The sequence below is a fragment of the Acinetobacter sp. AOR01_HL genome, assembly GCF_027855455.1.
In the GTDB taxonomy this organism is placed as follows: domain Bacteria; phylum Pseudomonadota; class Gammaproteobacteria; order Pseudomonadales; family Moraxellaceae; genus Acinetobacter; species Acinetobacter baumannii.
The window spans coordinates 192,719-207,079 of the sequence record NZ_JAKTIM010000018.1; the positions used below are offsets into that span (position 1 = coordinate 192,719).

The window sequence follows — 14,361 nt, forward strand, 5'->3', positions numbered from 1 at the left end:
TCGAATATGAACTTTTCAATCTATTGGCAACATGCAGATGCAGTGAGTAAAACCCTGTATTTCATCTTATTGGCAATGTCGATTGCTACTTGGACAGTTTTCATCTTACGTTTGATGGGGACTCGCCAACTAAAACAACAAGCTTATGCTCAACTCTCTCAGGCTATTACTTCGCTCAAAGCAAAGTTACAACCTTTGAGTTTTGAACAACGTAAAGCAGTTGCAGAGCAAGCATTATTGCGTCAGATTTCTGCTGAGAAAGCCAATGCTGATAAAGGTATTTCAGTTTTAGGAACAATTGCTTCAATTGCACCATTCGTTGGTTTGTTTGGTACAGTATGGGGTATTTTCCACGCGTTAGTTGCCGTTGGTAAGAGCGGACAGGCAGGTTTAGCTCAAGTGGCTACACCAGTAGGTGAAGCACTTATTATGACTGGTCTTGGTCTTGCAGTTGCGATTCCAGCGGTATTGGCTTATAACATTTGTGTACGTGCGAATCGTGGCCTTGCTCATGATTTACAAGATCAAGCACACAGTTTGTTAATCGACACCATGTTGCAGCAAGACTCAACTGTAAAGTCTGATGTTAAAACTGCACAGCAAAGTTATGTTGGAGGTCAAGCTTAATGGCTTTTCAATTGGGTGAAGACCACGATAGTGGCATGAATGAGATGAATCTCATTCCGCTAATCGACATTATGTTGGTGTTAATGATCATCTTTTTGGTCACAGCAACAGTTGCCAACCCATCGATTCCATTAACGCTTCCTAAAACAACTGCTGAAATTATTGATCCACCACCAAAAGCAATTACGATTAGTATCAATGCAAATGGTGAAGTGGCTTGGGATACTCAAGTAATTAGCCTTGATGAGCTTCAAAAACGTTTCCAAGAAGCAGGTCAAGGTGCGGTTAAACCGACAGTTCAACTTCGCGCTGATAAAGAGTCGAAGTACGATACTGTTGCTCAGGTAATGTCTCGCGCCAGTGAAGCCGGACTGAGCGATATTGCCTTTGTAAGTGAAAACTAAAATCTAGTTTCACGTAATAAAAAAGCAACCAATTCGGTTGCTTTTTTATTTTCTCATTTATTAATTTTTCATGAGATGTTGGAATTTACTATGTAACTTTAACAGCTTAGGTGGAATTGCAAAGTTACAGTAACCTTGTGAAGGGTTCTTTTCATAGTAATTTTGATGATAGTCTTCTGCTGGATAGAATGTAGGAGCAGGGGATAATTCAGTCACAATATCAAGATCATCATCTTTTAATGTCTGAATGGTGTGTTCCGCTGCCTGCTTTTGCTCTTCATTAAAATAGTAAATAACAGAGCGATATTGAGTACCAATATCATTACCTTGGCGGTTTAAAGTCGTTGGATCATGCGTTGCAAAGAACACATCAAGTAACTGAGAATATGTAACTTGTTGTTCATCAAAGTCGATAAGAACCACTTCAGCATGCTGAGTGTCACCTTGACATACTTGCTCATAAGTTGGGTGAGTTGTATGCCCACCAGCATAACCACTTGTTACTTTTTCTACACCACGTATTTGTAAAAATACGGCTTCGACGCACCAAAAACAGCCGCCGCCAAATAATGCCTGTTGCATTGTTTTTTCCTCTATTTCCTGCCTATTACAATAGGGTTTATCTAGTTAGATTACAAAGTAAAGCGTGTATAAAAAAGTAAAGAAAATTGCATTACTTATTTCATTTTACTTTAGGTAAACCCTGTCGAACAATTTGAGAGAAATGCTCACTGCTTTGGTCTGCAAATTGTTCGAAATGTTCAGTACGTGGGTTAATGTGTGCAATTTGGTACCACTGTTTCAAGCTAATATTTTGATCGAGTGCTTTAAGATCATATAAATAATTAGGTAAGTAACCAGAGGCAATTAACCGATAATCTTTAGGAAGCTGATATGGGTTAATGGCTTGAACCATATCAAAAATTAAAGTTGTACAATTACTTGTGAGCGTATTGTACCACTTTGGTTCTGCACGTAGTTCATCTGCTTTTTTAAGATATTCTAAAAAGAGCGCTTTTTGCTCAGAGCGAGGCATATTGACCGGGAAATTATAAACTTGCTCTTTACGGATATTGCTACGCGTGTAGACAATATCTTTTTCATCAGATGCAATTAAGCTCAGTTCATATTTTCTAAAGAAGCCGCCAATTGCTGAAAACTCTTCAGTCTTTTCTTTTCGAATTTCGATCGAAAAAACTAAAGGTTGTTGATTTTTAAATTCGAAACTGACTAGCGTATGGGCAATTTGTGGCCCCATCCAGTAAGAGGTAATGATATTTATACCATTTAACTGGTTTAGATCAAAAGTACGGGTTTCCCAGCGGACATCATAGGTTCCATCAGGATGCCAGTTGAAGTTACGGACATTATGCAAAGTAATAACATCGCCGTGTTTTTCGTAACTTAGCATATTGGCAACTTCAGGGTTCCAGTCACGGTCTTGACGTGCAGTAATCGAAAAGTACCAAACCAAAGAGCAGGCAAAAGCTAACAGGTAGATTAAAACGTCTGTACGACGGCTAATGATATGCCCATTAAAATATAAACCCGCCATACTTAAAGCAAAGGCAATCCATATGCCAATAATAATACGGCTGCCTAACCAGCCAAAAGGTTGTTGGACCCATAGGGCTAAGCATACCCAAATGCTGGAAAGCACAATAAACAACGTGAATAAACTATGTAAAGCGCCGAAGAGGAGGGCGATAATAAATTCACGTGTTCCGATATTGTGCATAGGCGACCAGAAAATTATTTTTTATAAGTGGCAAATTCGAATGAAGTTCCTGATTTTTCATCTACTTGCTGTTCGCTTGCAGTTTTGTGAAATTCACTCGGTATTGTTGGATAATGTGCATCACCTTGTACATCTAAGTCAACATGAGTGAGCTCAAGACGGTCTGCAATTGTCAAGGTTTGCTTAAAGATTTCACCACCACCAATAATGAATAAAGCTTGCTTTTCGGTGTTTTTGGCATCTTCTAAAGCAGCATTTAAAGCATCTTCAATTGAATACGCAATTTTTACGCCGTCAAAATGCCAGTTAATGTCACGGGTAATCACCCAGTTCACACGGTTCGGTAGAGCACGACCCATAGACTCAAGCGTTTTGCGGCCCATGATCACCACACCACCTTGTGTGATTTCTTTAAAATGTTTTAAATCGGCAGAGATATGCCATGGCAACGCATTGCCTTTACCAATACAGTGATTTTTGTCCATTGCGACAACGTGGACAACTTCTACATTTTGCCATGCCATAATCTTATTCTCTAAACCGTAATCTAATGAAATTTAAGCCGTCGTTATACTGCAACTGGTGCTTTAATTGCCGGATGTGACTCGTAACCTACAATCTCGATGTCTTCAAATTTGAAGTCGAAAATATCTTTAACTTCTGGATTAAGTTTTAATTGGCAAAGTGGTAATGGCTCACGCGTCAATTGTAGTTTTGCCTGCTCAAAATGGTTGGCATAAAGATGCGTATCGCCACCTGTCCAAACAAAATCACCAACACCTAAGCCACACACTTGAGCAATCATATGGGTGAGTAGGGCATAGCTGGCAATATTAAATGGCACGCCTAAGAATACGTCAGCACTACGTTGATAAAGCTGGCATGACAACTTGTTGTCTTGTACGAAGAATTGGAAGAGCGTATGGCAAGGCGGTAAAGCAACTTGTCCAGCCTCATTTGGGTTCCAGCCAGAGACAATTAAACGGCGTGAATTTGGGTTGGTTTTAATTTCATTAATTAACCATTTAATTTGGTCAAAACCATCTTGGTTATAAGTACCATCGGCATTTTTAGTTGCGCCGAAATTACGCCATTGATGGCCATAAACTGGGCCAAGCTCATGTTCTGGGCGGCCGAAACGGGCAGTTTGTTCTGCTGTTGCCCATTCATCCCAAATGGTGACTTTATTGTCTTGTAAGTACTTAACGTTAGTATCGCCTTTTAAGAACCAAAGTAACTCAATCACGATAGAACGAAAGTGAACTTTTTTTGTGGTGAGTAAAGGAAAACCCTTAGAGAGATCAAAACGCATTTGATGACCAAATACAGAACGGGTTCCTGTGCCTGTACGGTCGCCTTTGTCACCGCCATTATCAAGGATATGTTGTAGAAGGTCTAAATATGCACGCATAACACTCTCGAGTTCGGATTAATTTCCATAAAATAAAAGGGGAGACGGTTCATGGATTAATAAACCGTGGAAGATAATAGCATGGATTCAGGACTGTTAGGAAAGCGAGCCTTGCTTTGTAATTAAAATCGCTTAGCACGATTTTGATAAATCGAAACAAGAAAAAATCCAACCAGTACAAAGCCTAAAGCTTGTAGTGTTGCGATCCAATTGTGTTGAGGGGGCAGTAACCACATTATAATAGCAACAATAATGAGAGGGTAAATTCTAAGCAGAAACTGGAGTTTAACTTTATATGAACTGTGCTCTGGAATTTTTGTTTGTAAATATTGCCCGAAATGAAGCCCGAACCCTAACACGAGACTAAGAACAGTGTAAGTCGGCGATAAAGGCTGTACTTGATTGGCTGCATAAATTGCAGCACAAACGACAATAATGAAAATGAGTTTGATGTGACGCGGTGCGTTATACCAATAAGCCAACATAAAAATGAGCCTATTTGTTAAATAACGATTGAGGTGAAAAAATAAAAGCAGCAAGCGCCATAAATGCGATTCCTTGAACGCCCCAGATCAGCAAGTTAGGCATGGTTTTTACAAAGATAAGTGCAAATAAAAGAGCGATAGGAACCCACGTAAATAGGCGGTAAAGTAAGCCAGTCGGGTTACTTTGAGCAAAATGCAATTTAAAGTAACGGCAGATTAAAAAAATAACCCCAGTTCCTGTAAACATTAAAATGGTATCTAAAGGCAATGGTTGATATTGATATAACCCAATACAGATTAAGAGGGTAATAATTAAAATGATTAATTTTTTAAAAGTCGGGACTTGTGTATTAAACCAGAATTCCAGCATGGCGAATCTTCTTTCTTGGGAGATAAAAACTGTAGCATAAAAAAGAGGAGCCGAAACTCCTCTGATTTAGATGTTAACTGTTCTTTTGAGGGCCCCAGTCATAAATTTTCTTTTGGTAGGCATACCACATCATCCAAAGACCTATCAGTAGCATTGGAACGGTGAGGATTTGTCCTTTCGTCATCCAGCCAAACAAGATGAAACCTTGGTCGGCATCCGGTTGACGGAAGAATTCCATCACAAAGCGTGCAACACCATAACCCATTAAAAATAGGGCAGATACAGCCATACGTGGGCGTGGTTTTGAGCTAAACCACCACAAAATAATAAAGAGTAATAGTCCTTCGCAAAGCGCTTGGTAGATTTGAGAAGGGTGACGAACCAGATGTAATGGATCGGTTGGGAAAATCATTCCGAATGGATAATTCGGATCTGTGACCGCACGGCCATATAACTCTCCGCCAATAAAGTTACCAATACGTCCGAACATTAAGCCTGTCGGTACACATGGGGCAACAAAGTCGAGTGTCTGGAACCATGTTTTTTGATATTTTTTACACCAGAATAGCATTGCGATCATGACGCCTAAGAAGCCGCCGTGGAAGCTCATACCACCTGTCCAGACTTGGAATAACCAGATTGGGTTTTCAAGGAATTTATCAAACTCATAGAAAAGCACATAGCCGATACGTCCGCCGAGTACAACACCTAAGGCACCGTAAAACACCAGATCGGAAACCATGTCCGATGTCCAGCCATCACGCTGTTTGGCACGGTAGGAAGCAAGCCCCCAAGCACATAAAAATGCCAATAAATACATGAGTCCATACCAATGGACTTGAAGAGGTCCTAGATGTATTGCGACCGGATCGATATTAGGATAGGTCAGCATTGCTGCTCCTTGATCTTACGTTTTGACAGATTGTAGCGGAATGATATGAAAAATGTTGTACATTCAATGTGTAAACATAGGGAACAAGAATCAATGTGTATTGTGGCTTTAGCATGGCATGTTCTGGATGATATGCCCTTGTGTCTGATTTCAAATCGCGATGAGTTTTATCATCGACCAACCGCATTGTTGCATCAATGGGAACATACGCCAATCATTGCAGGGCAAGACTTACAGTCGGGTGGTACTTGGATGGGTGTTACGCCGCAGGGCCGATGGGCTGTGTTAACCAATTTCCGTGATGGACGTGATAAAAAACAATATGAGACCTCTCGTGGTCATTTAGTTCAGGCTTTTTTAGAGTCTGATTTGTTACCGATTCGCTTTGCTCAGCAATTAGAACAACAGCAACAGAACTTTGCTGGTTTTAACCTGTTTATGGGAACTGCTGATCAGGCGGTCTATATGAGTAACCGCGGTGAGGCTCCTCAAGTATTAGCCAACGGTGTATATGTGGTTTCGAATGGTTTAATGTCCGACCACTGGGAAAAAACCAGACATTTACGCACACGTTTTACGCAAGAGTTCTTGCCTATGCATCAGCACAAAACAGAAGAGTTAAGTTTGCAGCATGCAGCGTGGGATATTTTAGAAGATGAGCGTAAGGTCACCACAGCATTGTTGCCAAACACGGGCATTCAGCCGGAAATGGAAGAATTATTGTCATCGACTTTTATTCAAAGCCCCGTATATGGAACACGGTGTTCGAATTTTTTAAGAATGACCAATAATGAATGGATATGGTTGGAAAAGACCCAGCAGGGTGAACATAGTGGTCAAATTGTGCAGCAACAGGTGCTTTTAAACCGTTAGAAAAATGCCGATCAAGTGATCGGCATTTTTTTGGGTAAATCAATTAACCGGCAATAACGCCGCCATCTTTACGGGTAATCACAACAGTTGCTGAGCGTGGGCGCGCAGTTTTATTGCTTGGGTCTTTTTGTGTGGCAGGCCAGTTACTTTCTGGTTTCGCGTAACTTGGTGAATCTTCACCAGGGTGCTGAACATTAATGAAAATTGCTTTGTAGTCAGGAGTCATGGCAATACCAGTAATTTCACATTGCTTTGGTCCGACTAAGAAACGACGTAATGTTGCGTCTGTAACTTTGGCACCTGTTATGGTCTGCTGACCATTTGAAGTTGTTGCTGTACCACCATCACCGATTTGACCCGGCAGAGCTGCAAGCATCATACAGTTAGTAACATCAGTGTAAGCGCCGTCATCGGTTTCAATCCAGAGAACACCGCGTGGGTCAAACCACATACCATCCGGAGATGAAAAATCATTGTTATCTGTTAAGCCGGATAAGTTGATGTTTGAAGCCATTGATGCTTCTGCGCCAAATAGGTAGATATCCCATTTGAAGGTTTCAGCAGTTGTTTTGTCATCAGTTTCTTTAAAACGGATGATATGACCGTTTACGTTTCCTTTTTGTTCTTTTGTGCCTGCATATAGGTCTGTGTAGTTACGTGGATTGGCTGCATCAGTTGCATAGTCTTTACCACGATTTGAGTTATTGGTGAGTGTGACATAGATTTCACCGTTTACTGGGTTGACCGTACACCATTCTGGGCGGTCCATTTTTGTTGCACCTACAGAATCCGCTGCTAAGCGTGCAAATGTAACAACATCTGCCTGTGACTTAAACGGGTAGGTAGTGTTGCTTTCATTTAAGCCATTTTTGCCATAAGCAAGTTCAATCCATTGACCTGAACCATCGTTATTAAACTTAGCAACATACAATTTGCCTGCATTCATGTATTTGTCGCCAGCTGTATAACCACCGTTTATATCTTTGGTGTCCCACACAGCGGTTGAAACAAATTTATAGATGTATTCACCACGAGAGTCATCACCCATATAAAATGCTAATGGTTGACCTACTACGGCACGGCAAGCACTGTCTTCATGTGCGAAACGGCCTAATGAAGTACGTTTAACCGGATTTTGGCGTCCATCAAATGGATCAATCTCAACCATCCAGCCAAATGTATTTGGCCCATTTCGGTAATCTTGGGTAGCTTGAGCTGCTTTTACATCGGCATTCCAGCGATCATACAAGTCTTGTGACTCTACTTGACCAATTGCTGTTTCCCAGCCGTAACGCGAACTTGTGCCTAAATAAATTTGTCGCCCTTGTTCATCAACGTTAGGGATTAACTCACCATTTTTATCTTTTAAGTAAATGATCTTGCCATCTTTATCTTTTTTAGGTGCACCTTTTTCATCTTTCTCATACAGATAAGGTTCATCTTTTTTAACGCCTAAACCATAACGTTTTAATGCAATTTTTTCTGCATCTGTACGTGCATATTCATCGCTACCCGAACGTTGGAAATAACCAATAAAGTTTTCTTCAGTGGTTAAATAAGTGCCCCAAGGTGTATAACCGTTACCGCAGTTATTATGAGTGCCACGTGTTTGACGTCCAGCAGGTGAGAAGCGAGTTGCAAGCAGGCTTGAACCCGCTGCAGCACCTGCAAACTCCATAACTGTAGAAGCTGTAATACGACGATTAAAAATAGAATTTTTAACAATTTCTACTTTTTGAGTGGTTGGATCTTTTTTAATATGAACTACAGAAACCCCATGTGCATTGGTTTCACGAATGACTTCATCTTCAGGGCGACGTCCATCCACTTTTGTAGGACCTTTGGGATGAAGGAAGGTCTGATTAATATATTCGTGATTCATCACCAACAAACCTTGTGCTGACACAGTCTCATCAAAGCGGTTTGTTGATGTGTTTAAGCCAAAATAATGCATGCCGTCATGGCAGTCGCCAGAGCGAAACTGGAAGCTTGGGCCAGATGGAATATTATTGTCGTCCCAATCTCCAACTCTTGGATTGATTGAGTCACCTAAAGCGTAGATAACATTGGCTTCATAACCTTCAGGTACAGTCACAATATCATTTAAATTTTTAGCTACGGGCGTAAAAGTGAGTTTTTCCGGTTTTTTATTTGGGTCTACAGGTGTGGTTCCACCATTATTAGAGCCAGAGTCATCATCGTTATCATTACAGCCAGTTAAAGTAGAAGCTAAAGTCAGTGCTACTGCACCGCTTGCTGCTTTGGTGATTAAACTACGACGACTGATGTGTTGTTCTAAAATGTCACGAAAGTGGATATTGTCAGAAGTATTATTGTCCAATTCTTGGTCTTCATGATATGGCGTCAGCTCTGTCATGGGAAATTCCTAAGTTAATAAAGAGATTGTTCTAAAAGTCTTCATGAGCTTAGTTTGTGAATGTGACGAGGCTTTGACGTTTTGATGATAAGTTAATGAAATATTTGACCGTTTAGTGAAAGGTTGAAGGAATTTTATTTTTTTAATGAGACTTTAAAAATAAAAGAAACCTGCATAAAGCAGGCCTCTTTTATAGTGTTGAAAGAAATCATTTCTTCACAACAGATGGTGCAATTGGGTCGGCAGTGATATAGCCAACTGCTGCTGCAAATTTATTACTGTAATTTGTATTAATTGCAGTATCAATTTGAGCGAGTAAATCTGCGCTAATACCAGTACGAACACCATCTTTTTCTTTGTAGAAACGGTTCCATTCGTCACCTGGATGTTGGAAGTTACTCATGATGTAAGTCCAACCGTTTACCTCGTCGACTGCATGTAGACCCGTCGATTCAGCACCTGCTGGTGTAGATAAGATACGGATGAGCTGTTTGGTATCAACGTTATAAGCCCATAAGAAGTTATTTAAGTGGTTACCAGAGTCTTCACCGATAAATAAAGTGCGAAGCTTTTCTGAGAACTTCAAGTTATCAGGGCTAGCAATTTGCTCTGGGTCAGCAGTGTTCCCTAAGCTGTCAAAGCTAATATCTTTACCTTTAATGAGAAGGTTAGATTGGCTAGGTACCCACTCACTATTGATTGCAATATTTGAGCTGTCTTTCTGGCCACCAGTTAATGTGTGCTCCAAAATACCACCAGCAGTGATTTTCGGGAATTTAACGTTGTGCTCAGCAAGATAACCGTTACCACCTTCAACCATTGAATCGACAATATTAGCTAAAGCTGAATAAGCTTTTTTATCTGCAATATTTACTGTTGTGCCTTCATTTTTGGTCAATGCCATTGAAGCACCCATGTAAGCAGCATAACGGTGTGTTTCAAGGAAAGCCGCTGCAAGTTTAGTTCTGTCGCTATTATCTTTAAGCTTGAGATATACACCAGTTTTACTTAAATAAGTAAATTTAAAACCTTGAGCTTCTAATTCTGCTTTTTGGGCAGCTTGTTGTAGTTTTAAACGCTCTTTTGCCGCTTTGGCTAAAGCTTGTTGTTCAGGAGTACCTTTGTCGCCTGCATCAATAGCCTCTTTCTCTGCTGTTGTTGCATCGCTTGGATATTTAGCAATTTGTAGAACTGACTCAAAAATATCAGTTCCTTTAATGCCGCTCTTGATGAGGTTTTCAATCTCGGCACTTGTTGCATGACCAAGTCTGATCCAAGAAATCTGACCAGTCGTTGTGTCACTAAGTACTGTTGTATATTTTGCAACGTAGAGTGTACCTGCAGATAAATCTTTCTCCTTATCTGCAACGAACATAAATAGTCCACCGTTGGTATAGTCATCACCCATTAACACCGTGCGGTTATCAGGGAAAACCTGTACAAGTTCGTGTGAAATACGGCCTAAACAATAGTGCTTTGTAACGCGACCAGTACCATCTGCATTTACGGTAATTTCTGGCAAGTGGCCATAGTTATATGGATTGGCAATGCTTTCATCGCCATATATATTTTTACTGAAGGCTTTAAGTGTTGAAAGTGATTGACCTAATTTTTGGTCAAAAGCATCTGGTTCGTATTCTTCACTAGAAAGATGAGTTCCCCATGGAGATAAACTTGCACCACAAGTAATCCATAGCCCATGTGCACTTGAAGTATCAACGTTATGGTATTTAATTAAAGTTAAGTGACCTGTCTTTGGATCTTGATCTAAAGTTAAGACAGCAATCGGAGATGATAATTTACCGTAAGTATCACCACCATTTTGGTCTTTTGATAGATATTCAAATTGAACCACATGGAACACTGGGTTACCGGTTACACCCAATGCTTTCTTGTCAGCATCTGTGAAATCTTTGCCTGTTGCTTGTTTGAAACTAATGAGAGAACTACCATCTGGGCAGTCAGAGAAGAATTGACGTTCTTTACCTGCAACTGATTTATCAATAATTGGCTTATTATTAATATCGTAATAACCACCCGCGATGACTTTTCCTCCTTTACCATCAGGCACTTCTGTACCTGTTAAGAAGAATGGTTTGTAAGCGAGTTGATATTCTGTTTTGCTGCCGTCTTCCCATGAAATAGCAAGTTTTGATGCACATGCTGTTGTGGCAATATCTGCTACCGTTGAAGGAGCTGGCATTGAAGTGAACGTTGCATTCTTAAAGTTAATTGGCTTTGACGGAGTGACAATAGATGAGTCGTTATCGCTATCGTTACAACCTGCTAACGTTGCTGCCGTAGCCATCGCACCTAATGGAAGAAAAGGGATCCCCGTAAACCATTTTAAAATATCGCGACGTGTTGGGTGGTTAGAAGCAGTGGTCATAATAAATCCGTAACTTTTGTGTGTATATTTGTTGAGTCGATTCTATGGATTGAAAATGACACTTTTCTTACATTTTTAAGTCACTTTGAAGACAGTTTATTGCTTTGTAGATTAAAAAGCGTTCTACATAAAAAAAGCCTGAACTTAGAAGTTCAGGCTTTTATATATTATTTTTATTCAGCAGAATGGGTTTTTCTCTTTTCAAGAATTTTGCCGAAGAGTAAACCTATTTCGAAAAGTAGCCACATTGGAATTGCTAGCATCACCATCGAAATCGCATCGGGTGGGGTAATAAACATCGCTACAAAGAAGCATCCTACAATAATAAAACGTCTTTTTTCAGCAAGGCTTTGCGTATTTACCACACCAATCAAAATAAGTAGCAAGGTCGCGATAGGAATTTCAAAAGTGACACCAAACACCAAAAATAGCTTTAAGCAGAAGCTTAAATAACTATTAATGTCGGTCATTGGTGCTACTGTTTCAGGTGAAACGCTAATAAAGAAATGTAATATGGCAGGCAGGGTAATGTAATAAGCAAAAGCGACACCTGCATAAAATAAAATAATACTACCAATGAGTAACGGCAGCGCTAAATGACGCTCTTTTTGATAAAGCGCAGGGCGAACAAAAGACCATATTTCATAAAGAATAAATGGCATTGCCAACATGAGCGCAACAAATAAATTAAGTTTAAATGGGGCCATAAAGGTTGCTGTAACATCCGTTGCAATCATGGAAGATGAGGCAGGAAGTTGTAACCTTAGAGGCTCAGATAATAATTGATAAGTATGATTTCGAAAGGGCAGTAAACAAAAAAATAAGAATAATGTTACCCCTACAATCCTAAATAAATGACGTCTTAAAACCACCAAATGATTCATGATTGGCATTTGGTCTAGGTTTTCTTGACTATTTACAGCGGTTGAAGGCAGTTGGTTCATACGGCAATCTTCAATTCAACAGGAGATGTTTCTGAAATATCAGTTTGAGGAAAAGGCGTAACTTTAGTCAGATACGGCACTTTGTAATGGCCCGATATAGGAGTACATTTCCGAATAGGCTTTTGTGTTGTTTTAGCTGTTTCAGTTGCTTCTAAAGATTCTGAAACCTGCTGTTTTTGTATTTCTTCAAGCTGTTGTTGTACTTTACGTTCCAATGCTTCAATGCGGTTAAGTTCCTCTTGCATTTCTTTGCGGAACTCAGACAGACGTAGCTCCTGATCAATCTCGTTTTGCAGATTCGTAATATAGCGTTTTAGTCGAACATACCAGCGACCTGCAAAGCGTGCAGCTTCCGGAAGCTTCTCTGGACCTAAAACTAAAATTGCAATAATTGCAAAACAGAGTAACTCTGTCATTCCTACATCAAGCATGGGTCAAACCTTTAGCTTTTCACTGATGTGCTTTCAGATGTTTTAACTTGTGCATCAATTGTACGAGGGCTATTTAAAGATGCAGCTTCGTCTTCTTCACGAACTGACTTTTTAAAATCTCTTACTGCACCGCCTACATCTTTACCGATATTTTTTAGCTTAGATGTACCGAACAATAAAATAACGACAATTGCGAAAATAACGACATGCCAAATAGATAAACCAGCCATGATTTTATACCTCTTTTTAGTTCGCTTTATATCAACAGGTTGCCATGACAGGAATGTGACACTTATATTTCATTTTTAAGACAATATTTATAAGTGGCCACTTATGACCAGATTTTTAAAGATATTTTTTGGGAGGATTTTTAAATTTTATTGAGCTTCGTTCTTAGACGAATTTACTTGAAATAGATCATACATTTCAAAATCAAAAGGTGTAGCATAACAGGCTGATTTTGACGAGCGAGAGGAGAGAGCGTGGCATTATTACTGCCTATATTGGCATTTATCACAGGACTTCTACTTGCTCAGACCTCCATTTCAGAAACCATAAAACCTATTCTCTCAGCTTGGCTTGCACGACTCCTGATTCCGATTGTGATTATTTACAACATGGTCTTTTATCAATCGGGAAGCTTGAGCTTAATGCTCTTTAGTTTTGGTTCGGCGTTCATTATTTTCTTTGCTTATTTGGCTTTATTTAAAGACCGCTTATTGGCACTTTGCGTAAGTTATACCAACATGGGGTGGCTTGGTTTTCCTTTCGCTATGGCTTTATTCGGTCCTGAAGCAACTGCTCCAATTGTTGCTTTATATATTGGAATGTCGCTTTTTGGCAATGCTTGGGCTGTGACTGCCGTTACTACGGCACCGCAAAGTAAGCTCAATATATTAAAAAAGGTTTTAACTTCACCACCTTGTATATCGATATTCTGTGCTGTTGTGCTCAGACTTTTAGGGGCCCAACATATCGAAAGCCCTGCTATACATTGGGTTTATGAGGTTGCTAAATTTGCAATGACTTTTGCAGGTATGTGTGTGCTTGGAATGTGGCTGCGCCGTACCAGAGTTTATATAAAAGATTTAATTTACAGTACAAAAGCTCAAGCATTTAAAGTGGCCTGTGGATTTGTACTTTGTGGATTAAGTTATAGGTTTTTACCGATTCCAAATATAAATCAGCACATCGGTGTAATGTTTTTAATGTTTTGCTTGCCACCGGCAGCCAATATTGTAGCTCTAGAAACCCATTATCAAGGCACGGGTAGATCTGCTGCTTATATCGCTTCAGGGACGATTGTGAGTTGTGTGTGTATTGCGATTTATGCAGTGTTTTTACACTTGTTCGTCTAATTAATTATTTAATTATAAGTTTCCTGCACTTGCTGGTGCGAAGGCGGCATGGATGCCGCCAG

The 14,361-nt window shown here is 39.9% G+C and carries 16 protein-coding genes; 4 read left to right on the top strand and 12 right to left on the bottom strand.

The genetic code is table 11. The features are described from left to right. Nucleotides 1-6: 6 nt before the first annotated feature. Together MKL62_RS05500 and MKL62_RS05505 are read left to right on the top strand one after the other, a co-directional pair. Complete coding sequence (locus tag MKL62_RS05500; RefSeq protein ID WP_001011664.1) at nt 7-627, top strand: MotA/TolQ/ExbB proton channel family protein; 621 nt, start codon at nt 7-9, stop codon at nt 625-627. Further along, nucleotides 627-1,031, top strand: coding sequence for an ExbD/TolR family protein (locus MKL62_RS05505; RefSeq protein ID WP_000885431.1), 405 nt, complete (start codon nt 627-629; stop codon nt 1,029-1,031). Before MKL62_RS05500 ends, MKL62_RS05505 begins: the two co-directional genes overlap by 1 nt. A gap of 60 nt (nt 1,032-1,091) precedes the next feature. On the opposite strand, the gene msrA is transcribed toward MKL62_RS05505, so the two are convergent. From msrA to lgt, 7 genes are all read right to left on the bottom strand, one after another. Beyond that, complete coding sequence (gene msrA / locus MKL62_RS05510; RefSeq protein WP_001183413.1) at nt 1,092-1,613, bottom strand: peptide-methionine (S)-S-oxide reductase MsrA; 522 nt, start codon at nt 1,611-1,613, stop codon at nt 1,092-1,094. Between the two features lie 100 nt (nt 1,614-1,713). Beyond that, the gene (locus MKL62_RS05515) at nt 1,714-2,769 is read right to left on the bottom strand and encodes a DUF4105 domain-containing protein (RefSeq protein WP_000551512.1); all 1,056 of its coding nucleotides are present in this window, start codon (nt 2,767-2,769) and stop codon (nt 1,714-1,716) included. Nucleotides 2,770-2,783: 14 nt separating this feature from the next. After that, nucleotides 2,784-3,293 carry a dihydrofolate reductase gene (locus tag MKL62_RS05520; protein ID WP_000312550.1) on the bottom strand — a complete coding sequence of 170 codons (510 nt, stop codon included), beginning with the start codon at nt 3,291-3,293 and terminating at the stop codon, nt 2,784-2,786. A gap of 44 nt (nt 3,294-3,337) precedes the next feature. After that, nucleotides 3,338-4,180, bottom strand: coding sequence for a thymidylate synthase (gene thyA, locus MKL62_RS05525; protein ID WP_001203170.1), 843 nt, complete (start codon nt 4,178-4,180; stop codon nt 3,338-3,340). A 122-nt stretch (nt 4,181-4,302) separates the two neighbouring features. Next, on the bottom strand, nt 4,303-4,665 hold the full coding sequence (locus MKL62_RS05530) for a hypothetical protein (RefSeq protein ID WP_000881943.1): 363 nt from the start codon (nt 4,663-4,665) through the stop codon (nt 4,303-4,305). A gap of 10 nt (nt 4,666-4,675) precedes the next feature. Continuing rightward, nucleotides 4,676-5,035, bottom strand: coding sequence for a hypothetical protein (locus tag MKL62_RS05535; protein WP_000889270.1), 360 nt, complete (start codon nt 5,033-5,035; stop codon nt 4,676-4,678). 73 nt (nt 5,036-5,108) lie between these two features. Further along, nucleotides 5,109-5,927 carry a prolipoprotein diacylglyceryl transferase gene (gene lgt / locus MKL62_RS05540; RefSeq protein ID WP_000959085.1) on the bottom strand — a complete coding sequence of 273 codons (819 nt, stop codon included), beginning with the start codon at nt 5,925-5,927 and terminating at the stop codon, nt 5,109-5,111. 93 nt (nt 5,928-6,020) lie between these two features. Between lgt and MKL62_RS05545 the strand changes: the two genes are divergently transcribed. Next, entirely contained in the window at nt 6,021-6,800 is a 780-nt protein-coding gene (locus tag MKL62_RS05545) for an NRDE family protein (RefSeq protein ID WP_000335019.1), read from the top strand. Nucleotides 6,801-6,843: 43 nt separating this feature from the next. Here the strand turns inward: MKL62_RS05545 and MKL62_RS05550 are convergent, their stop codons facing one another. The 5 genes from MKL62_RS05550 to MKL62_RS05570 all read right to left on the bottom strand — a co-directional run bounded on the left by MKL62_RS05550 (nt 6,844) and on the right by MKL62_RS05570 (nt 13,171). Continuing rightward, nucleotides 6,844-9,177: a PhoX family protein gene (locus MKL62_RS05550; protein WP_005129759.1), complete on the bottom strand. Its 2,334-nt coding sequence runs from the start codon at nt 9,175-9,177 to the stop codon at nt 6,844-6,846. 208 nt (nt 9,178-9,385) lie between these two features. Beyond that, nucleotides 9,386-11,566, bottom strand: coding sequence for a PhoX family protein (locus MKL62_RS05555; protein WP_005129757.1), 2,181 nt, complete (start codon nt 11,564-11,566; stop codon nt 9,386-9,388). A 173-nt stretch (nt 11,567-11,739) separates the two neighbouring features. Further along, nucleotides 11,740-12,510, bottom strand: a complete 771-nt coding sequence (gene tatC / locus MKL62_RS05560; protein ID WP_001072722.1) for a twin-arginine translocase subunit TatC — start codon at nt 12,508-12,510, stop codon at nt 11,740-11,742. Then, complete coding sequence (gene tatB / locus MKL62_RS05565; RefSeq protein WP_005129754.1) at nt 12,507-12,941, bottom strand: Sec-independent protein translocase protein TatB; 435 nt, start codon at nt 12,939-12,941, stop codon at nt 12,507-12,509. Before tatB ends, tatC begins: the two co-directional genes overlap by 4 nt. Before the next feature lie 11 nt (nt 12,942-12,952). After that, complete coding sequence (locus tag MKL62_RS05570) at nt 12,953-13,171, bottom strand: Sec-independent protein translocase subunit TatA (protein WP_000908081.1); 219 nt, start codon at nt 13,169-13,171, stop codon at nt 12,953-12,955. 252 nt (nt 13,172-13,423) lie between these two features. Between MKL62_RS05570 and MKL62_RS05575 the strand changes: the two genes are divergently transcribed. After that, nucleotides 13,424-14,299: an AEC family transporter gene (locus MKL62_RS05575; protein ID WP_001196392.1), complete on the top strand. Its 876-nt coding sequence runs from the start codon at nt 13,424-13,426 to the stop codon at nt 14,297-14,299. Nucleotides 14,300-14,361 lie beyond the last annotated feature (62 nt).